This is a genomic window from Ferdinandcohnia sp. SAFN-114 (assembly GCF_059415045.1).
Genome location: NZ_JBPFDQ010000021.1, coordinates 45,927 through 65,326, shown reverse-complemented (window position 1 = coordinate 65,326; position 19,400 = coordinate 45,927). Strand labels below are relative to the sequence as shown.

The following is a 19,400-nucleotide window of genomic DNA, read 5'->3' as shown; positions in this document are numbered from 1 at the left end:
TAAAATTAGTGAACCCCGAACCAGTAAGTCTCATAAAGAGGCTCGCAAATGGATGAAATTAGGATACTCCGAACCAGCAAGCCTCGGAAAGAGGCAAGCAGTTGGATAAAATTAGTGAACCCCGAACCAGTAAGTCTCATAAAGAGGCTCGCAAATGGATGAAATTAGGATACTCCGAACCAGTAAGTCTCATAAAGAGGCTCGCAAATGGATAAATTCAGGAAACTCCAAACCAGTTAGCTTTATAAGAAAGCGAACAATTAGAAAAAATAAAGAAATCCCAACCACATATAGGTAAAGATATCAATCCTTATGCCAAAAAAACACTCATCCCCCAAATTTGCCTAACCAGCTCCGCCCTATCTCACCAACCTATTTTAATATCCCATATCAACTCCCCAAAAAATATAATCCTGAAACCTCCGACACCATTAATCCGTAATACCAATATATACATCAAATAACAGAGGAGGACCTCAAATGCTTGCTGGATTCATCATCTGTTTTATTGTCGGGCTTTTATGTATCTTTATGGGGTATTTGACATGGAAGAAGAAGATTCTTTCTTTAATCGCCGGATATAATGAAGAAACGTTTAAAGGAGATAAGGAGAAGTTAGCAAAAGCAGTAGGTGTGTTTACGATTATTATCGGTGTTCTTACCATATTGCTTCCATTTGGTTTAGAATTTATAAGTGAATGGGTGGGACTTCTTTTCGGAGCAATTACTTTTGTTGGCACTATACTCCTAATTATTTATGTAAATCAACTTAATCGTCCAAAATAATCGAATCCCCCACTGAATCGTGAGGGATTTTCCCATTTATTTGTCTCGATCTACTACCTCTATTTTTTTACGGGAGTCATCGGGGATTTGCTTATGAAGGTGGACGAGTAGGAGTCCTCTTTTATAGCTTGCTTTAATCCGATCTTCTTTTACCGTGTAGGGGAGCTGTATTTCTCGTTGAAAGCTTCCTTGGAAAATACCTTCTTGAATGATATCAAAGCCTTTAAAGTTCAAATTGATTTTTCCTTGTACTTCGAGTGTTTGATGGTTTACATAAATGTCGACATCCTCAACTTTTGTTAACCCTGGTAGGCTTAGGACGACCAGTAGCTCATTATCTCCTTGGTAAAGGTTTAGTTGAGAATGGGCGTTATCGAAAAATGGGGTAAATTCATTCCAAAATTCATCACCAAAAAAATGGTCCCATTGCTTTCTCCAATTATTCATATTTTTAAATTGGTCCATTTTCATGGGCTGTTGTTCCCTCCTCAAAAATACATAATTCAACTAAAGTAGTATATGAGATTTCAATTAGGTATGTGCCTACTAGGAAATTTCATGGAAAAATATGTTTCGGGTAGTATTCTTTAGGGAAAATGTTTAGTAAAATGAATACTTTGGTAAGCTAAGAGAAGGAAAGGTTCCGAAGGGGGAGTAAATTTGTTATCGAATGCATATGTAATGGTCCTCATTATTTTAGTGATTAATATTGTGTATGTGTCTTTTTTTACGATTCGGATGATCTTGACGTTGAAGGGGCAGCGGTATTTAGCTGCATTAATTAGTACGGTTGAGGTTGTTATTTATGTCGTGGGTCTTGGTTTGGTACTAGATAATTTAAATCAAATTCAAAATTTAGTGGCGTATGCAGTAGGTTACGGAATCGGTGTTATTGTTGGGATGAAGATTGAAGAGAAGCTTGCGCTCGGATATATTACAGTAAATGTAATTACTAAGGAATATGAGATGGATTTGCCGAAAAAACTGCGCGATGAGGGATACGGAGTTACGACATGGCAAACCCAGGGTAGAGAGGGAGACAGATTGTCGATGACGATTTTAACTCCTCGCAAATATGAGATGAAATTATATAAAACCATTACTGATATGGATCCGAAGGCGTTTGTGATTACGTATGAACCAAAGGCCATTCATGGCGGATTCTGGGTGAAGGCTGTTAGGAGAGGAAAGCTTGAAACATGAGTAAACCAAAAAAGCAAAAATTTGAAGTCAAACAAAATGAAACGATTGATCAATGCCTCGACCGAATGAAGGCAGAAGGGTATTTGCCTGTTAGGAGAATGGAAGAACCTGTCTTTCAGGAGGTGACGCGTAATGGGGGGATTGTCGTCGAACCTTGTGGGAGAAAGATAGTTTTTGAAGGGATATTGCAGTAAAACACGAACATTAAAAATGAAATTTTTGTAAAACGTTCGATATTAATTGACAATTGAGCCACTATGTTGATAAGATTAGGTTAGAAAAAATACCTCATATAATCTTGGGAATATGGCCCATAAGTTTCTACCCGATAACCGTAAATTATTGGACTATGAGGGAAAAGTATAATTTTACCTATTCTTGATATAGAATGCCCAGGTAGGATTGCTTTCCCTTTTTGGAAATCAGTCTTTTTCCTGGGCATTTTTATTTTAACTTTTATCTTATACTAACGGCTATTTTTATTGAAATAATGGAAGGCTCAGATTTTTAAAGGAAATTATTCGAGCGAACTCGAATAACAATCTGGGCGAAAATACGCCAAGGTGTATTTGATTTATGACAATTTAGGAGGATCTTATGAATCCAGTAGTTGGTGTAATTATGGGAAGTACTTCGGATTGGGAAACGATGAAAGAAGCGTGCAATGTTTTAGAGGATATTGGAATTCCTTATGAAAAAAAGGTAGTTTCTGCTCACCGTACTCCAGACCTTATGTTTGAATATGCAGAAAAAGCAAAAGAACGAGGCATTAAGGTCATCATTGCGGGAGCTGGTGGTGCTGCGCATTTGCCGGGTATGGTTGCAGCAAAAACAACTCTACCAGTAATCGGGGTTCCGGTTCAATCACGTGCATTAAATGGGCTTGATTCATTATTGTCAATTGTTCAAATGCCAGGTGGAGTACCAGTTGCAACAGTTGCGATTGGTAAAGCAGGCGCAACAAATGCAGGATTACTAGCAGCTTCGATTCTTGGGACATCTAATCCAGAGTGGGATCAGAAGCTCGTTGATATAAGAGAAAACAAAAAAATTCAAGTACTAGAAAGTAGTGATGAACTTGAATAAGCAAATTTTACCGGGCCAAACGATTGGAATTATTGGTGGTGGTCAGCTTGGACGAATGATGGCCATTTCGGCTAGGGAAATGGGTTTTCTTGTGGCCGTTTTGGACCCAACGCCAAATTCCCCGTGTGGACAGGTGGCTGATATTGAATTTACGGCTAATTATGATGACCTAGAGGCTATCAAGGAATTGGCAAGCGTTAGTGATGTCATTACGTATGAATTTGAAAATATAGATTATGAGGCTCTTACATGGCTTGAGGAAAATGCAAACCTACCACAAGGGAGCCACCTTTTAAGAATTACACAAGATCGTGGTACTGAAAAGAGTGCGATTCAGGAAATTGGCTTACAAGTTGCACCGTTTCGACTTGTGGAGAATCAAGAGCAATTAGCTGAGGCAGTCGAGGAAATTGGATTTCCTTCCGTGTTAAAAACATGCCGTGGAGGCTATGACGGAAAAGGTCAATTTGTTTTAAAACAGAAGGAAGATATAGAATTAGCAGGAAAACTTCTGGATTCTGGGGGTTGCATCTTGGAAGCATGGGTTCCGTTTCAGAAAGAAGTTTCTGTCATTGTTACACGAAATCCAGCAGGAGAGGTAAAGGCTTTCCCAGTAGCAGAAAACATTCACGTTGAGAATATCCTACACCAATCAATTGTTCCGGCTAGAATTTCTGAAATAAGAGAAACTAAGGCAAAAGAAATGGCGATGAAGCTTGCTTCCGAATTTCAATTAGTAGGAACATTAGCGGTTGAAATGTTTGTGACTGAGGATGGCGAAATCTATATCAATGAATTGGCACCACGTCCACATAACTCTGGTCACTATTCAATCGATGCATGTGAAACTTCACAATTTGAGCAGCATGTTCGCTCAGTATGTAATTGGCCGCTTGGAGAAACAACTCTGTTACGTCCTGTTGTGATGACAAACATTCTTGGTGAGCATGTACAGCCATTACTTGAGAAAGTATCACAATTATCAAGTGTGAAGGTTCATTTATATGGTAAAGCCGAAGCAAAAGTGAAGAGAAAGATGGGGCATGTTACCGTCTTAGGACAAACAGTGGAAGAGGCTTTGAAAAAGTCAGATATCTTACAAATTTGGCATGATTCACATATCCGCATTTAAGGAGGATTTTATATGATTGGTCGTTATACACGTGAGGAAATGGGGGCTATTTGGACGGAGGAGAATCGGTTCCGTGCTTGGCTTGAAGTGGAAATTTTAGCTTGTGAGGCTTGGGCAGAGCTGGGTGATATTCCAAAAGAAGATGTTGCCCTTATTCGCAAAAATGCATCCTTTGATGTGAATCGAATTAAAGAAATCGAAGAGGAAACAAGACATGATGTTGTGGCGTTTACACGTGCCGTATCAGAAACATTAGGTGAAGAAAGAAAATGGGTTCATTATGGATTAACATCCACCGATGTTGTGGATACAGCCCTATCTTATTTGTTAAAACAAGCCAATGACATTTTACAAAAAGACATAGAACGATTTATCAATATTTTAGCGGAAAAAGCGAAGGAACATAAACACACTGTTATGATGGGACGTACGCATGGAGTTCATGCCGAACCAACAACATTTGGTTTAAAGCTTGCTTTATGGCATGAGGAAATGAAACGTAATCTTGAACGCTTCAAGCAAGCTGCGGAGGGTGTTCAGTTTGGGAAGATTTCAGGAGCGGTTGGAACTTATGCGAATATCGATCCGTTTGTTGAGCAGTATGTGTGTGAAAAGCTTGGTATTACGGCTGCACCGATCTCGACACAGACGTTACAGCGTGACCGTCATGCGGCATATATGTCCGCATTAGCACTTGTCGCAACTTCAATTGAAAAATTTGCGGTAGAGGTTCGTGGCTTACAAAAGAGTGAAACAAGAGAAGTAGAAGAATTTTTTGCGAAAGGTCAAAAAGGTTCATCAGCAATGCCACATAAACGAAACCCAATTGGGTCTGAGAATATGACAGGATTGGCTCGTGTAATTCGTGGGTATATGATGACAGCATATGAAAATGTGCCACTTTGGCATGAACGTGATATTTCACATTCTTCTGCAGAGCGCATTATTTTACCAGATGCTACGATTGCGTTGAATTATATGCTTAATCGTTTTGGAAATATTGTAAAGAACCTAACTGTGTTCCCAGAGAACATGAAACGTAATATGGACCGTACACTTGGATTGATTTATTCGCAACGTGTGTTGTTAGCATTGATTGACTCAGGTTTAACAAGAGAAGAGGCATACGATACTGTACAGCCTAAGGCAATGGAAGCATGGGAAAAACAAGTTCCGTTCCGCGGGTTAATTGAAGCTGAAGAAAAAATTATGAGCCGTTTATCTCCAGCACAAATTGACGATTGCTTTGATTATAATTACCACCTTAAGCACGTAGACATGATTTTTGAACGCTTAGGCTTATAAAAATATAGAGTCGCTTAATCTGAATCTTTTAGGGGGAGTCAAGATGGACGTGAAAAAGCTTCGTTTACTGTATGAAGGAAAGGCTAAGAAACTCTATCAAACAGCTGAAGATTCCATCGTTTTAGTGGAGTACAAGGATGACGCCACAGCGTTTAATGGGGAAAAGAAAGCACAAATCGTTGGCAAGGGTCGATTGAATAACGAAATTACAAGCCTGATTTTTTCAAAACTTCATACGGCAGGAATCAAAACACATTTTATCGGCAAGCTTTCAGAAAATGAACAACTCGTCAAGCATGTATCAATCATACCGCTGGAGGTTGTTGTGCGGAACGTAGTTGCTGGCGGTTTTTCAAAACGAGTTGGAATTGAGGAAGGAACGGACTTAGTAAAACCGATTGTTGAATTTTACTATAAAAATGACGACCTAGGTGATCCACTTGTGAACGAGGACCACATTGAAGTTCTAGATCTTGCAACAAAAAATCAAGTCCTAGAACTTAAAGAGCAGGCGCTAAAAATCAATGATGTATTACGTGCTTTCTTTTTAGACCTTCAAATCAGATTAATAGATTTTAAACTCGAATTTGGTGTCACAAAAGACGGAGAGGTTTTATTAGCTGATGAGATTTCACCTGATACCTGCCGCTTCTGGGATATTGAAACAAATGAAAAATTGGATAAAGACGTATTCCGTAGAGACCTCGGAAATGTAACAGACGCTTATACGGAAATTTTAAATCGACTAGGGGGACAAATTGCATGATGTACAAAGTAAAGGTTTATGTAACATTACGTGAAAGTGTTTTAGATCCACAAGGTAGTGCTGTGAAAGGTTCATTGCACCAATTAAATTATAAAGAAGTATCGGATGTTCGTATTGGAAAATATATGGAGTTAATGATTGATGAAACAGTAGCTGACCTTGATAAAACGGTTAAGGAGATTTGTGAAAAGCTTTTAGCGAATACGGTAATTGAGGATTATCGTTATGAGGTTGAGGAGGTTGTCACACAGTGAAATTTGCCGTAATCGTGTTTCCAGGCTCTAACTGCGATGTTGATATGTATCATGCTGTAAAAGATGCGCTTGGTGAAGAAGTGGAGTATGTATCACATACTGCAACAAACCTTGAAGAATTCGATGGTATTTTACTTCCTGGAGGCTTCTCTTATGGAGATTACCTACGTACAGGAGCACTTGCTCGTTTTTCAAATGTCATGGATGAGGTAGTAAAAGCAGCTGAGGCTGGTAAACCAATCCTGGGTGTATGCAATGGCTTCCAAATTTTATTAGAAGCAGGGCTTCTGCCAGGTGCGATGCGTCGAAATGAAAAACTAAAATTCATGTGTCGTCCGGTTGAGCTGCGAGTTGATAATAATAAAACAATGTTTACATCTGAATATGAAGTGGGCGAAGTCATCACAGTTCCGATTGCCCATGGTGAAGGAAATTATTATTGTGATGAGCAAACACTTGCTAGATTACAAGAGAATAATCAGATCGCGTTCACATATAACGGAACAAACCCAAATGGTAGTGTTGCGGATATCGCAGGTATTACAAATGAACGAGGAAATGTTCTAGGGATGATGCCTCATCCAGAAAGAGCGGTTGAGGAATTATTGGGTAGTGCAGATGGAATCAAATTATTTCAATCAATTGTGAAAAATTGGAGGTTGGCAGCACATGTCGTTACTTCTTGAACCAAGTCCGCAGGAAATTAAAGAACAAAAGATATATAGTGAAATGGGTTTAAGTGATTCAGAGTTTGAATTAATCGAAAAGATTATTGGTAGACTTCCAAACTATACAGAGACAGGTTTATTCTCAGTTATGTGGTCTGAGCACTGTAGCTATAAAAACTCTAAGCCGGTGTTACGAAAGTTTCCGACAACTGGTGAGCGAGTTCTTCAAGGACCAGGTGAAGGTGCTGGGATTGTTGATATTGGTGATAACCAAGCGGTTGTTTTTAAGATCGAAAGTCATAACCATCCTTCTGCAATTGAGCCTTATCAAGGGGCGGCGACGGGTGTTGGTGGAATAATCCGTGACGTGTTTTCTATGGGAGCAAGACCGATTGCTCTATTAAACTCTCTTCGTTTCGGAGAGCTAACTTCACCGAGAGTAAAGTATTTGTTCGAAGAAGTTGTAGCAGGTATTGCGGGTTACGGAAACTGTATCGGAATTCCGACAGTTGGTGGAGAAATTCAATTTGATGCTTCTTATGAAGGAAATCCACTCGTAAACGCAATGTGCGTTGGACTGATCAATCATGAAGATATTCAAAAGGGTCAGGCAAAGGGTGTTGGCAATACAGTCATGTATATTGGGGCCAAAACTGGTCGTGACGGAATTCACGGTGCAACCTTTGCTTCTGAGGAACTTACTGAGGATTCAGATGCAAAGCGCCCTGCAGTACAGGTTGGCGATCCATTTATGGAAAAATTGTTGCTTGAAGCTTGCTTAGAACTAGTAAAATCTGATGCACTAGTTGGAATTCAGGACATGGGCGCAGCAGGACTAACTAGTTCATCTGCAGAAATGGCGAGTAAAGCTGGCTCAGGTATTGAAATGAATCTTGACCTAGTCCCACAACGTGAAACAGGTATGACGGGTTATGAAATGATGCTTTCTGAATCACAGGAGCGGATGTTAATCGTTGTTGAGAAAGGAAGAGAGCAAGAAATCCAAGATATCGTAAATAAATATGATCTTGAAGCTGTGGCAATCGGTAAAGTTACAGATGACAAACAACTTCGCTTAGTACACAAGGGAGAAGTAATCGCTGATGTTCCTGTTGATGCATTAGCTGAAGAAGCTCCTGTCTATCATAAGCCTTCAAGCGAACCTGCTTCTTATCGTGAATTTAAAGAAATGAAGATTGAAGCTCCTAAGCTTGAAGATGTAAGTCAAACACTTGTAGATTTACTTGCACAGCCTACAATTGCAAGTAAAGAATGGGTTTATGACCAATATGATTATATGGTTCGCACTAATACAGTTGTTGCTCCTGGTTCGGATGCAGCGGTTGTAAGAATTCGCGACACACAGAAAGCACTCGCGATGACTACAGACTGTAATTCTAGGTATCTCTATTTAGACCCTGAGGTTGGGGGACAAATCGCAGTTAGTGAAGCTGCTAGAAATATTGTCTGCTCAGGTGGTGCACCTCTTGCAATCACAGATAACCTTAACTTTGGAAATCCAGAGAAGCCAGAGATTTTTTGGCAGATTGAAAAAGCAGCTGACGGAATTAGCGAAGCATGCCGTGTGCTAAATACACCAGTTATTGGTGGAAATGTGTCTCTTTATAATGAAACGAACGGTGAAGCAATTTACCCAACACCAGTTATTGGAATGGTTGGTTTGATTGACGATGTTTCTCATATTACAACTCAAGAATTCAAAGAAGTGGGCGACCTTGTGTATGTAATCGGTGAGGCGAAAGAAGAATTCGCAGGCAGCGAGCTACAAAAATTAATTCATGGCGAGATTTTCGGTCCGGTTCCTGAATTAGATTTAGAGATTGAAAAAAGAAGACAACAACAAGTATTAACTGCCATTCGTGCAGGCGTTATTGCTTCTGCACATGATGTGGCAGAGGGTGGCTTTGCAGTTGCATTAGCAGAAAAGACATTTGGGGCAAAGGGCTTAGGTGTAAAAGTACAAATTCAAGGAGATGCGGTAACTGAGTTATTCAGTGAAACACAATCTCGTTTTATCGTATCTGTGAAGAAGGAAAACAAAGAGAAGTTTGAACAGCTAGTAAGAGCTAATCTGGTCGGAGAAGTAACAGGCGATGGATTATTTATCGTTGAGGATCAAACTGGAAAGGAAATTATTAATCTACCAGTCGATGATCTAAAACGCACATGGAAAGGAGCAATCCCATGCTTGCTGAACTCAAAGGCTTAAACGAGGAATGTGGTGTATTCGGTATCTGGGGACATCCAGATGCAGCAAAACTAACTTATTATGGATTACACAGCTTACAGCATCGTGGTCAAGAGGGTGCCGGCATTGTTGTCAGTAATGGTGAAAAGCTTCGAATTGTAAAAGGAGAAGGCCTTGTGAATGAAGTGTTTGGCAATGGCCAACTTGAACAATTAGAAGGAAGTGCAGCAATTGGGCATGTTCGTTATGCAACAGCTGGGGGTGGGGGCATTCAAAATGTTCAGCCCCTCCTCTTTCATTCACAAGTAGGTGGGTTAGCGATTGCTCATAACGGAAACCTTGTAAATGCAAATGACTTGAAGCATCAGTTGGAAAACCAAGGTAGTATCTTTCAAACTTCTTCTGATACTGAAGTTCTTGCACACCTAACTAGAAAAAGCGGCTATACAAAAATTAAAGATCGTGTCAAAAATGCCTTAACCATGTTAAAAGGGGCTTATGCCTTTTTGATCATGACGGAAAAGAAAATGATAGTTGCTCTGGATCCAAATGGTCTTCGTCCGTTATCACTTGGTAAACTTGGAGATGCTTGGGTAGTAGCTTCTGAGACTTGTGCGTTTGATATAATTGGTGCTAAATTCGAAAGAGATGTTGAGCCTGGTGAATTGATTGTGATCAATGATGAAGGCATTCAATCAGAGCGTTTCTCCTTAATGAATAATCGTGCAATGTGCAGTATGGAATATATTTATTTTTCACGCCCGGATAGTAATATTAACGGAGTGAATGTTCATACAGCCCGAAAAAACTTAGGTAAACAGCTTGCTATAGAGGCACCAATTGATGCCGATATAGTAACCGGTGTGCCAGATTCTAGTATTTCGGCAGCGATTGGTTACGCAGAGGAATCTGGAATTCCTTATGAGCTCGGTCTCATTAAGAATCGATATGTCGGCAGAACGTTTATTAAGCCGACCCAATCATTACGTGAACAAGGTGTGAAAATGAAACTTTCACCTGTTAATGGTGTTGTAGAAGGCAAGCGCGTTGTCATGGTGGATGACTCTATTGTTCGTGGAACAACAAGCCGAAGAATTGTAAAAATGCTTCGCGATGCAGGTGCATTAGAAGTGCATGTATGCATTAGTTCACCGCCAATTAAAAATCCATGCTTTTACGGAATTGATACCTCCACACATGAAGAATTGATCGCATCTTCACATTCAATTGAAGAAATGCGTCAAATCATTGGGGCGGACACATTAACATTTTTAAGTCCTGAGGGGCTTGTAAAAGCAATTGCAAGACCGTTTGAAGGGGAAACTCGCGGACAATGTATGGCTTGTTTTACAGGGAAATATCCGACGGAGATCTTCCCGGATACGGTATTACCGCATGAAAAAGTATTCAGCTAAAAAAAGTAGAGGTGTTCATAACGATGGCAAATGCTTATAAGCAAGCTGGAGTAGACATTGAAGCAGGCTATGAGGCTGTTTCCAGAATGAAAAAGCATGTTGCAAAAACAGTTCGCCCAGAAGTGATGGGTGGACTTGGCAGCTTTGGTGGAATGTTTGACCTATCAAAGGTAAACGTAAAAGAGCCTGTGTTGGTTTCTGGCACAGACGGTGTTGGCACTAAGTTGATGTTGGCTTTTATGATGGATAAGCATGACACAATTGGGATTGATGCGGTTGCAATGTGTGTGAATGATATTGTGGTTCAGGGAGCTGAGCCTTTATACTTTTTAGATTATATTGCATGCGGAAAAGCACAGCCCGAAAAAATTGAGCAAATTGTAAAAGGAATTGCTGATGGTTGTGAACAAGCGGGTTGTGCATTAATTGGCGGTGAAACTGCTGAAATGCCAGGAATGTATAGTGAGGATGAATATGACCTTGCTGGTTTTTCAGTGGGTGTTGCAGAAAAGTCTAAGCTTGTAACTGGCGCTTCAATTAAGCCTGGTGATGTTCTTATCGGCCTTTCTTCAAGTGGAATTCACAGTAATGGCTATTCACTTGTCCGTAAGGTTCTACTAGAGGATGGAGGATTGGACCTTCACAAAACGTACGGAAAAATCGGGCGTACATTAGGTGAAGAACTTCTTCAACCGACTAAAATTCATGTGAAGTCTTTATTAAAAGCAATGGAGAAGTTTGAAGTAAAGGGTATGTCCCATATTACAGGTGGGGGCTTTATTGAAAATATTCCTCGTATGCTTCCAGAAGGTGTAGGGGCGGAGATTGATTACGGTTCATGGCCAATTCCACCAATCTTTGATCTGCTTCAAGAGACCGGAAACCTAAATCGTGAAGAAATGTTTAATATATTTAATATGGGAATCGGAATGGTGTTAGCCATTAATGAGGCTGACCTCCATGAACTTCTTCAACTACTTGAAGAGCAAGGTGAAAAAGCATATATTATTGGCCGTATTAAAGAAGGTAATGGTGTAACCTTTGGTGGGGGAGCACTTGTATGAAAAAAATAGCTGTATTTGCATCAGGGAGTGGCACAAACTTTCAAGCCATTGCAGATTCGGTAAAAGAAGGTAGACTTGCAGCAGAAATTGAATTACTAGTTTGTGATAAGCCAGGTGCAAAAGTAATTGAACGTGCTTCAAAGGAATGGGTGGACACTTTTGTTTTTTCACCAAAAGACTATCAAGAAAAATCATTATTCGAAGCCGAAATTGTGGAAGCTTTACGTGAGAAAAAAGTAGAATTAATTGTATTGGCTGGATACATGAGATTAATTGGCGATACGCTTTTAAAGGCGTATCGCAACAAAATCATCAATATTCATCCTTCTCTTTTACCAGCTTTTCCGGGTAAGGATGCAATTGGTCAGGCATTTGAAGCGGGCGTGAGGACGACTGGTGTTACGATTCATTATGTCGATGAAGGAATGGATACAGGTCCAATTATTGCCCAAAAGGAACTTTCTATTGAACCAGGAGATACATTAGCAATCATTGAAGAAAAAGTTCATCAAATTGAGCATGAATTTTATCCACAGATCCTGCAATCACTTGTAACAGCAAAGAATTCTAGAGTAGGGAGCGATTCAAAGTGACAATCAAGCGCGCACTTGTCAGTGTTTCAGATAAACAGGGACTAGTTCCTTTTGTAAAAGGCTTAATTGATAATGGGGTTGAAGTTATTTCAACAGGTGGTACAAAGCGTACTCTTGAGGAAGCGGGACTCTCTGTCATCGGAATTTCAGAGGTAACAAACTTTCCAGAAATTATGGATGGTCGTGTCAAAACACTACATCCAAATATTCATGGTGGCCTCCTAGCGGTACGAGAAAATGAAGAACATGTAAAACAACTTCAAGAGCATGATATTACACTAATCGATTTAGTTGTTGTTAACCTATATCCCTTTCAACAAACAATTGCAAAACCAGATGTTCAGTTTGCGGATGCAATTGAAAATATTGATATTGGCGGACCTTCTATGCTTCGTTCTGCTGCAAAAAACCACAAATATGTAACAGTTGTTGTTGATCCACAGGATTACGATACTGTATTAGCGGAGATATCTGAAAAAGGTGAAGTTGCAGCACAAACAAAGCTTCGTTTAGGAGCAAAAGTGTTCCGACACACTGCTGCTTATGATGCAGTAATCGCTGAATTTTTAACAAATGCAGCGGGTGAGGAAAATCCAGAATCCTTAACCGTTACTTATGAAAAGAAACAAGACCTTCGTTATGGTGAAAACCCTCATCAAAAGGCAGCATTTTATAAAAAACCATTAGGAACGCATATTTCGATTGCGTCCGCAACACAACTGCATGGAAAAGAATTATCTTACAATAATATTAACGATGCAGATGCTGCCCTTCAAATTGTTAAAGAGTTCAAAGAGCCTGCAGCGGTTGCTGTTAAGCATATGAATCCTTGCGGAGTTGGAGTGGGTGCTACTTTAGAGGAAGCCTACCAAAAAGCATATGAAGCAGACTCAACGTCAATTTTTGGGGGGATTATCGCACTGAACCGTGAAGTTGATGCACAAACAGCTCATAAAATGCGAGAAATCTTCCTTGAAATTATCATTGCACCATCATTCAGTGAGGAAGCATTTGAAATTCTTTCTTCAAAGAAAAACCTCCGTTTGTTGACTGTTGAACTTTCAGATGACGAGAAGGTTGAAAAGAAACTTGTGTCCGTTCGTGGCGGATTACTTGTTCAAGATGAAGATTCATACGGATTGGAAGAGGCAACTATCTCTGTTCCTACTAAGCGAGAACCAACTGAACAAGAATGGGCTGATTTAAAGCTTGGTTGGAAGGTTGTAAAACATGTTAAATCGAACGCAATTGTGTTAGCAAAAGACGACATGACCATTGGAATTGGTGCCGGTCAAATGAACCGTGTAGGATCAGCAAATATCGCAATTAACCAAGCAGGTGAAAAAGCAAAAGGTTCAGCACTTGCATCAGATGCATTCTTCCCAATGGGTGACACAGTTGAAGCTGCGGCAAAAGCTGGCATCACTGCCATCATCCAGCCTGGAGGATCCATTCGTGATGAAGAATCCATTCAAAAAGCCGATGAATACGGAATCGCAATGGTCTTTACCGGAGTACGTCATTTTAAACACTAATTAGGAAAAGCGCAAGCGCCTTGATCAGCCCTGACAAGCACAAGACGAGCCATCCAGAAGGTTGTACTTTAACCTTCTAGATGGATTGGGTTGTGACCTCGAGGGGCTAGGCGCTGGAGCTAGACATTGTAGATATAAGTTAATCAAATTCGTTTGATGAGGTGAAAAAATGAAAGTACTAGTCATTGGCCGCGGTGGCCGTGAACATACACTTGCTTGGAAAGTCGGGCAAAGCCAAAAAGTAGAGACCGTCTATGTTGCACCAGGAAATCCAGGCATGCAGACGATCGCAACTTTAATAAACATTGATGAAAATGACTTTGATGGTTTAATAGAGTTTGCGAAAAAGGAACAAATCGACCTTACCCTAGTTGGACCTGAAGTCCCATTAATTAATGGTATCGTGAACCGATTCCAGGCTGAAGGCCTCGCGATATTTGGCCCAACAAAAGATGCTGCCCTACTTGAAGGTAGTAAATCCTTTGCGAAGGAAATTATGAAAAAGTACAATATCCCAACCGCAGAGTATGAGACATTCACTTCTTATGAAGAAGCGAAACAATATATCCTTGAAAAAGGAGCACCTATCGTTATTAAGGCGGACGGCCTAGCTGCTGGTAAAGGTGTTACAGTAGCTCTTAATTTGGATGATGCATTAACAAGTGTGTACGACATGCTTGAAGATAATAAATTTGGTGAAGCAAGTACTCAAGTAGTTATTGAAGAGTTTCTTGAAGGGGAAGAATTCTCATTAATGGCTTTTGTGGATGGGAAAACGGCTTATCCGATGGTGATTTCACAGGACCATAAGCGTGCTTTTGACAATGATGAAGGTCCTAACACTGGGGGAATGGGTGCTTATTCACCAGTCCCGCAAATATCAGACAATATTGTTCAAGAAGCAATCGAAACCATTATTAACCCAACAGTTAAAGCGATGGAAGAAGAGGGTAGAGATTTTACTGGTATCCTATATGCGGGGCTCATTTTGACCGCTAATGGACCAAAAGTAATTGAATACAATGCTCGATTTGGAGATCCTGAAACTCAGGTTGTCCTTCCTCGTTTAGAAACGGATTTCATTGATGTTATAGAAGGATTACTTGATCAAAAGGAGATTTCCCTAAAGTGGTCAGATAAAGCAACACTTGGTGTCGTATTTGCATCAAAAGGATATCCAGAAAGCTATGAAAAGGGAGCAGTCATCGAAGGGCTAGACAACCTTGATGAGAAAATTACAGCTTTCCATGCTGGAACAGATTTGGTCAACAATCAGTTTGTTACGAATGGTGGAAGAGTGTTGACCGTTGTAGCTAGCGGTGAAACTCTTGAAAAAGCACAGGACTTTGTATACCAAGAAGCAGAAAAAATAAAGTGCTCAAATTTATTTTACCGAAAGGATATTGGGAACAAGGCGATTTCTTATAACGCAAATAATAAGAATAGCGCACAATTTGTGTGAATATCATACATTTTCGATATTAAAAACGAAATTCTACTACGGTAAAAATGCATTATAAAATAGGTAAGAGGATAATCCTCTTACCTTTTATGATGGATTTATTGGAGGAAGTTCTTTTAATGGTTCTGGTTCCTCTTGCTTTCTCTCGACATACTCTTGAAAGAGAGCTGTAAGTGGACAGAAACGAGTAATACCTTCTGCCACCTTCATTCCCCCAAGCATCGCCACGAAAATGAAACTTTCACGCCACGGACGTTTTACCATTTTAGCGGTAGCCCAAGCAAGCATCGTAAATCCACATGTAATGCGGACTAAAGCATTGATCATCCCTATATTCGGTTTCATTTTTTTTACCCCCGTTCAAAGAGCTTTACCTTACCTCAAAAATTGTCAAAAAGTTTTACAATTTTTTCTTGAAGTCTTTAATGCACTAAATCAATTAATATGTTACTATAGCATAAAGCGCTTCCATAGCTTAAGGCAGAGATTGGAGAGATGGTTAATGGTTGGGCAACGTTACCGTTGGAAAAATAAGCAACTACGTGAACATGTTGCTGTCATAGATGGAAAAAAATCACCAACAATTCTATTAAAAAACGTCACATATTTAAATCAAATGTTAAAAAAATGGATCAACGCACATATCTGGATTTACCAAGATCGTATTGTGTACGTGGGTCAACAGCTGCCATCAAAACTTACCAACTGTGAAGTTGTAGAGTGTGATGGGAAATTTGTAGTGCCAGGTTACATTGAACCTCATGCACATTCATTTCATTTATATAATCCCCACTCATTTGCTCAATATGCATCCCAAACAGGGACGACTACAATCATAAATGATAACTTAGTGCTCGCATTACAAACGAGTAAAAAGAAAGCGTTTTCTTTTTTGGAAGAAATGAAAAACCTTCCAGTCACAATGTACTGGTGGTGTAGGTTTGATCCACAGACAGAAATTCATCATGAAGAGCAAGCTTTTTCTAATGGAAATGTGTTAAGTTGGCTTGAGCATGATGCTGTTGTTCAAGGTGGGGAATTGACGGGATGGCCGAAGTTGCTTGATGGAGATGATCTCATGCTTCATTGGATTCAAGAAGCGAAACGGATTGGAAAAAAGGTCGAAGGTCATTTTCCAGGTGCTTCTGAAAAAACATTAGCCAAAATGATGTTATTGGGTTCGGATTGCGACCATGAGTCGATGACTGGTACAGATGTATTGAATCGTCTTCTGCAAGGCTACACAACTTCATTGCGTAATTCCTCGATTCGCCCGGACCTGCCAAAAATTCTGGACGAAATACATGAAATAGGTATTGATCAGTATGATAAGTTCATTCTCACAACAGATGGTTCACCACCAGCGTTTTATGAACAGGGAATTATAGATAACATGATAAAGATCGCAATTGATAAAGGTGTACCAATTATCGATGCCTACAATATGGCAACAATCAATGTAGCAAGGCACTATAACATGGATAACCTCCATGGTATGATAGCTACGGGAAGAATTGCAAATCTAAATATTTTAACATCAAAAGAGAATCCAACTCCTGAATCTGTCCTTGCTAAAGGGGTTTGGGTGAAACGTGAAAATAAAGATCAACATGCATTTCCAGAATTTCCGTGGAAGAGTCAGGGCTTTACAAACCTTGCTACCAACTGGGAACTGACGCTTGATGACTTACAGTTTTCAATGCCGTTCGGAATGAAGATGGAGAATGCTGTTATTATGAAACCATATTCGATTTCCATTGATGCATCTTATGATGAAATTTCAATGGAACATGATGAGAGCTTCTTGATGTTAGTTGACCGGGAAGGGAAATGGCGTGTCAACACAATGATTAAAGGTTTCGCAAATCGCATTTCGGGGTTTGCAAGTTCTTTTTCAAATACGGGTGATTTTGTATTAATTGGAAAAAATAAAAAGGATATGCTTCTTGCCTTTAATCGCATGAAGGAACTTGGTGGTGGAATAGTTTTAGTTGAAAACGGTAACATTTTACATGAAGTCCCACTAGATATTGGTGGAATCACTTCGTCTAAATCTGTAGTAGATTTAAGTGTACTTGAAAAGGAGTTAGTTCGTTTAGTACGTGAGCGAGGTTATAATCACAGTGACCCGATTTATACATTAAGCTTTTTATCGTCTACTCATTTGCCTTATATTCGCATTACACCACAGGGAATTTATGATGTCATGAATAAAATGGTACTCTTTCCGTCAATAATGCGTTAAAATATAAAAGGATTTCAATTTTGATTTTCTATTAAAAAGGTTGTGTAATCAAATATGAAAAAGACTATATACATTCTAGGAATTCTTCTCTTACTCTTTTCAGCAGCTTGTAGCAATAAGGAAGTTGTAAAGCAACAGGAAGAGCATGAACCAAAACAGGTCCAGCCTGTAACAAAGGATGAACCAAAGGAAGAGTTTGAACATGTCTTTCCTTTAACAGGAATTGGAACAAACGAGGATGTAGATAGTCGTCCATTTGCAGTCATGGTCAACAATCATCCAAAAGCACGTCCGCAGTCAGGACTTCATATGGCTGATATAGTGTATGAAGTGTTAGCGGAAGGAGATGTAACTCGTTTCCTAGCTGTGTTCCAAAGTGAAAAACCAGAAATTATTGGACCAGTTCGTAGTGCTAGAGATTATTATATTGAGTTGAGCAAAGGCTTTGATGCACTATATGTAGCACATGGCTGGAGCCCAGAGGCTAAACAGATTCTTAACAGCGGCAAGATAGACAACATAAATGGAATGGTTTATGATGGCACTCTTTTTTGGCGTGCTGACCACAATGTTGCCCCACATAACTCATATATTTCATTTGAAAATATTGTGAAAGGGGCAGATAAGCAAGGATATTCAATGGAAGACGAGGTTCCAAGTTTTTCATTTTTATCTGAGAATGAGTTAGATGGCATTGAAGGCACAGCAGCTGAACATGTTCGAGTGTCCTATTCATCAAGAGATATATTTTCAGCAGTCTACGATTATAATGCTGAAAAAAGTAAGTATGAGCGTTATAGCGGAGGCGACCAGACAGTAGACCGTGAGACAAGTACACCGGTATTACTTGACAATGTATTAATCGTTGAAATGAATCATCGCTTTATCGATGATTATGGAAGACGTGCTGTTGATGTGACAACCGGAGGAAAAGGCTTTTTGCTTCAGAAAGGAAAGGCACAGGAAATCGAGTGGAAAAATGTTGAGGGAAGAATTGTGCCATTTGCAAATGGGGAAGAAGTCGGCTTGGTCCCAGGGAAAACATGGATTAATATCATTCCAACAACACCTGGAATCGCCGGTGCCGTATCGTTTGGAAACTAGAAAAAACATTTTAAAAAGGGAGAAATCACATGCAAATTGATAAATTACGTGGGAAAGAACTTGATCAATTATTTAATGCAATCCTATCACTAAACGATCTTGAGGAGTGCTATCGATTCTTCGATGATTTATGTACGGTAAATGAAATCCAGTCACTTGCTCAACGCCTTGAAGTCGCAAGAATGCTACAAGAAGGAAATACGTACCATAAAATCGAAACGGAAACAGGGGCAAGTACAGCAACCATTTCTCGTGTAAAGCGATGCTTAAATTACGGAAACGATGCCTATCAAATGGCACTCGATCGTGTCAAAGAAACGGAAAAACAATAATTATGTGGAAAAGTCGAAACCTTGAGTTTCGGCTTTTTATTTTTTGTTGATTCGGTTAGTGGTATATTGCGAATTTAGTAAGGGTGTATTGTCGTCGTATATGGAGTTTATATTGTGAGTTTTTTTACTTAATTAAAATTAAGAAGGAACATAACTTAAGGTAATTAAGTACTTCATCAAGAGTATGAGGAACATAACTTAAGAAACATTAACAGGTTAAGTACTTCATCAAGAGTATGAG

20 protein-coding genes and 1 riboswitch are annotated in these 19,400 nt (G+C 39.6%); of the genes, 18 read left to right on the top strand and 2 right to left on the bottom strand.

Translation table 11 applies throughout. The features are described 5' to 3' along the window. Window positions 1-480 precede the first annotated feature (480 nt). Window positions 481-786: a DUF3784 domain-containing protein gene (locus ACR65M_RS09125; protein ID WP_341329752.1), complete on the top strand. Its 306-nt coding sequence runs from the start codon at window positions 481-483 to the stop codon at window positions 784-786. A 36-nt stretch (window positions 787-822) separates the two neighbouring features. Here ACR65M_RS09125 and ACR65M_RS09120 read toward each other — a convergent pair whose 3' ends face one another. Then, entirely contained in the window at window positions 823-1,257 is a 435-nt protein-coding gene (locus ACR65M_RS09120; RefSeq protein ID WP_341329753.1) for an Hsp20/alpha crystallin family protein, read from the bottom strand. A 189-nt stretch (window positions 1,258-1,446) separates the two neighbouring features. On the opposite strand from ACR65M_RS09120, the gene ACR65M_RS09115 reads away from it, so the two are divergent. From ACR65M_RS09115 to purD, 14 genes are all read left to right on the top strand, one after another. Then, entirely contained in the window at window positions 1,447-1,989 is a 543-nt protein-coding gene (locus tag ACR65M_RS09115) for a DUF2179 domain-containing protein (protein WP_341329754.1), read from the top strand. Continuing rightward, on the top strand, window positions 1,986-2,183 hold the full coding sequence (locus tag ACR65M_RS09110; RefSeq protein WP_341329755.1) for an NETI motif-containing protein: 198 nt from the start codon (window positions 1,986-1,988) through the stop codon (window positions 2,181-2,183). The genes ACR65M_RS09115 and ACR65M_RS09110 overlap by 4 nt, the downstream gene beginning before the upstream one ends. A gap of 74 nt (window positions 2,184-2,257) precedes the next feature. Then, a riboswitch (purine riboswitch) is annotated at window positions 2,258-2,359 on the top strand. A gap of 227 nt (window positions 2,360-2,586) precedes the next feature. Beyond that, window positions 2,587-3,075, top strand: a complete 489-nt coding sequence (gene purE, locus ACR65M_RS09105; protein ID WP_341329756.1) for a 5-(carboxyamino)imidazole ribonucleotide mutase — start codon at window positions 2,587-2,589, stop codon at window positions 3,073-3,075. Next, window positions 3,062-4,207, top strand: coding sequence for a 5-(carboxyamino)imidazole ribonucleotide synthase (purK, locus tag ACR65M_RS09100; protein WP_440273140.1), 1,146 nt, complete (start codon window positions 3,062-3,064; stop codon window positions 4,205-4,207). Before purE ends, purK begins: the two co-directional genes overlap by 14 nt. Window positions 4,208-4,219: 12 nt before the next feature. After that, window positions 4,220-5,512, top strand: a complete 1,293-nt coding sequence (purB, locus tag ACR65M_RS09095) for an adenylosuccinate lyase (protein ID WP_440273139.1) — start codon at window positions 4,220-4,222, stop codon at window positions 5,510-5,512. 49 nt (window positions 5,513-5,561) lie between these two features. Then, window positions 5,562-6,278, top strand: coding sequence for a phosphoribosylaminoimidazolesuccinocarboxamide synthase (gene purC, locus ACR65M_RS09090; protein ID WP_341333469.1), 717 nt, complete (start codon window positions 5,562-5,564; stop codon window positions 6,276-6,278). Continuing rightward, a complete protein-coding gene (gene purS, locus ACR65M_RS09085) occupies window positions 6,278-6,532 on the top strand; it encodes a phosphoribosylformylglycinamidine synthase subunit PurS (RefSeq protein ID WP_099362645.1) in 255 nt (84 codons plus the stop codon). Before purC ends, purS begins: the two co-directional genes overlap by 1 nt. Next, the gene (gene purQ, locus ACR65M_RS09080; protein WP_341329759.1) at window positions 6,529-7,218 is read left to right on the top strand and encodes a phosphoribosylformylglycinamidine synthase subunit PurQ; all 690 of its coding nucleotides are present in this window, start codon (window positions 6,529-6,531) and stop codon (window positions 7,216-7,218) included. The genes purS and purQ overlap by 4 nt, the downstream gene beginning before the upstream one ends. Beyond that, a complete protein-coding gene (gene purL / locus ACR65M_RS09075; RefSeq protein ID WP_440273138.1) occupies window positions 7,202-9,430 on the top strand; it encodes a phosphoribosylformylglycinamidine synthase subunit PurL in 2,229 nt (742 codons plus the stop codon). Before purQ ends, purL begins: the two co-directional genes overlap by 17 nt. Further along, the gene (purF, locus tag ACR65M_RS09070) at window positions 9,406-10,824 is read left to right on the top strand and encodes an amidophosphoribosyltransferase (RefSeq protein ID WP_121449513.1); all 1,419 of its coding nucleotides are present in this window, start codon (window positions 9,406-9,408) and stop codon (window positions 10,822-10,824) included. Before purL ends, purF begins: the two co-directional genes overlap by 25 nt. A 23-nt stretch (window positions 10,825-10,847) precedes the next feature. Next, entirely contained in the window at window positions 10,848-11,888 is a 1,041-nt protein-coding gene (purM, locus tag ACR65M_RS09065) for a phosphoribosylformylglycinamidine cyclo-ligase (protein ID WP_440273137.1), read from the top strand. Then, entirely contained in the window at window positions 11,885-12,481 is a 597-nt protein-coding gene (gene purN / locus ACR65M_RS09060; RefSeq protein WP_341329762.1) for a phosphoribosylglycinamide formyltransferase, read from the top strand. Before purM ends, purN begins: the two co-directional genes overlap by 4 nt. Beyond that, window positions 12,478-14,016: a bifunctional phosphoribosylaminoimidazolecarboxamide formyltransferase/IMP cyclohydrolase gene (purH, locus tag ACR65M_RS09055; RefSeq protein WP_440273136.1), complete on the top strand. Its 1,539-nt coding sequence runs from the start codon at window positions 12,478-12,480 to the stop codon at window positions 14,014-14,016. The genes purN and purH overlap by 4 nt, the downstream gene beginning before the upstream one ends. Before the next feature lie 169 nt (window positions 14,017-14,185). Beyond that, complete coding sequence (gene purD / locus ACR65M_RS09050) at window positions 14,186-15,478, top strand: phosphoribosylamine--glycine ligase (protein ID WP_440273135.1); 1,293 nt, start codon at window positions 14,186-14,188, stop codon at window positions 15,476-15,478. An 87-nt stretch (window positions 15,479-15,565) separates the two neighbouring features. Here the strand turns inward: purD and ACR65M_RS09045 are convergent, their stop codons facing one another. Beyond that, window positions 15,566-15,823, bottom strand: coding sequence for a YgaP family membrane protein (locus tag ACR65M_RS09045; protein ID WP_440273134.1), 258 nt, complete (start codon window positions 15,821-15,823; stop codon window positions 15,566-15,568). A 157-nt stretch (window positions 15,824-15,980) separates the two neighbouring features. Here ACR65M_RS09045 and ACR65M_RS09040 point away from each other — a divergent pair, with 157 nt between their 5' ends. From ACR65M_RS09040 to ACR65M_RS09030, 3 genes are read left to right on the top strand one after another with little or no spacing between them, the layout of a single operon-like run. Further along, on the top strand, window positions 15,981-17,723 hold the full coding sequence (locus ACR65M_RS09040; RefSeq protein WP_440273133.1) for an adenine deaminase C-terminal domain-containing protein: 1,743 nt from the start codon (window positions 15,981-15,983) through the stop codon (window positions 17,721-17,723). Window positions 17,724-17,777: 54 nt separating this feature from the next. Then, a complete protein-coding gene (locus ACR65M_RS09035; protein WP_440273132.1) occupies window positions 17,778-18,827 on the top strand; it encodes a DUF3048 domain-containing protein in 1,050 nt (349 codons plus the stop codon). A gap of 29 nt (window positions 18,828-18,856) precedes the next feature. Beyond that, window positions 18,857-19,159 carry a YerC/YecD family TrpR-related protein gene (locus ACR65M_RS09030; protein ID WP_099354963.1) on the top strand — a complete coding sequence of 101 codons (303 nt, stop codon included), beginning with the start codon at window positions 18,857-18,859 and terminating at the stop codon, window positions 19,157-19,159. The last annotated feature ends 241 nt before the right edge of the window (window positions 19,160-19,400 follow it).

Bases quoted from the DNA above. Each gene is read 5' to 3' on its own strand.
- ACR65M_RS09125 (WP_341329752.1), top strand. From the start codon at position 481: ATGCTTGCTGGATTCATCATCTGTTTTATTGTCGGGCTTTTATGTATC.
- ACR65M_RS09120 (WP_341329753.1), bottom strand. From the start codon at position 1,257: ATGAAAATGGACCAATTTAAAAATATGAATAATTGGAGAAAGCAATGG.
- ACR65M_RS09110 (WP_341329755.1), top strand. From the start codon at position 1,986: ATGAGTAAACCAAAAAAGCAAAAATTTGAAGTCAAACAAAATGAAACG.
- purE (WP_341329756.1), top strand. From the start codon at position 2,587: ATGAATCCAGTAGTTGGTGTAATTATGGGAAGTACTTCGGATTGGGAA.
- purK (WP_440273140.1), top strand. From the start codon at position 3,062: ATGAACTTGAATAAGCAAATTTTACCGGGCCAAACGATTGGAATTATT.
- purB (WP_440273139.1), top strand. From the start codon at position 4,220: ATGATTGGTCGTTATACACGTGAGGAAATGGGGGCTATTTGGACGGAG.
- purS (WP_099362645.1), top strand. From the start codon at position 6,278: ATGTACAAAGTAAAGGTTTATGTAACATTACGTGAAAGTGTTTTAGAT.
- purL (WP_440273138.1), top strand. From the start codon at position 7,202: ATGTCGTTACTTCTTGAACCAAGTCCGCAGGAAATTAAAGAACAAAAG.
- purF (WP_121449513.1), top strand. From the start codon at position 9,406: ATGCTTGCTGAACTCAAAGGCTTAAACGAGGAATGTGGTGTATTCGGT.
- purM (WP_440273137.1), top strand. From the start codon at position 10,848: ATGGCAAATGCTTATAAGCAAGCTGGAGTAGACATTGAAGCAGGCTAT.
- purN (WP_341329762.1), top strand. From the start codon at position 11,885: ATGAAAAAAATAGCTGTATTTGCATCAGGGAGTGGCACAAACTTTCAA.
- purD (WP_440273135.1), top strand. From the start codon at position 14,186: ATGAAAGTACTAGTCATTGGCCGCGGTGGCCGTGAACATACACTTGCT.
- ACR65M_RS09045 (WP_440273134.1), bottom strand. From the start codon at position 15,823: ATGAAACCGAATATAGGGATGATCAATGCTTTAGTCCGCATTACATGT.
- ACR65M_RS09040 (WP_440273133.1), top strand. From the start codon at position 15,981: ATGGTTGGGCAACGTTACCGTTGGAAAAATAAGCAACTACGTGAACAT.
- ACR65M_RS09035 (WP_440273132.1), top strand. From the start codon at position 17,778: ATGAAAAAGACTATATACATTCTAGGAATTCTTCTCTTACTCTTTTCA.
- ACR65M_RS09030 (WP_099354963.1), top strand. From the start codon at position 18,857: ATGCAAATTGATAAATTACGTGGGAAAGAACTTGATCAATTATTTAAT.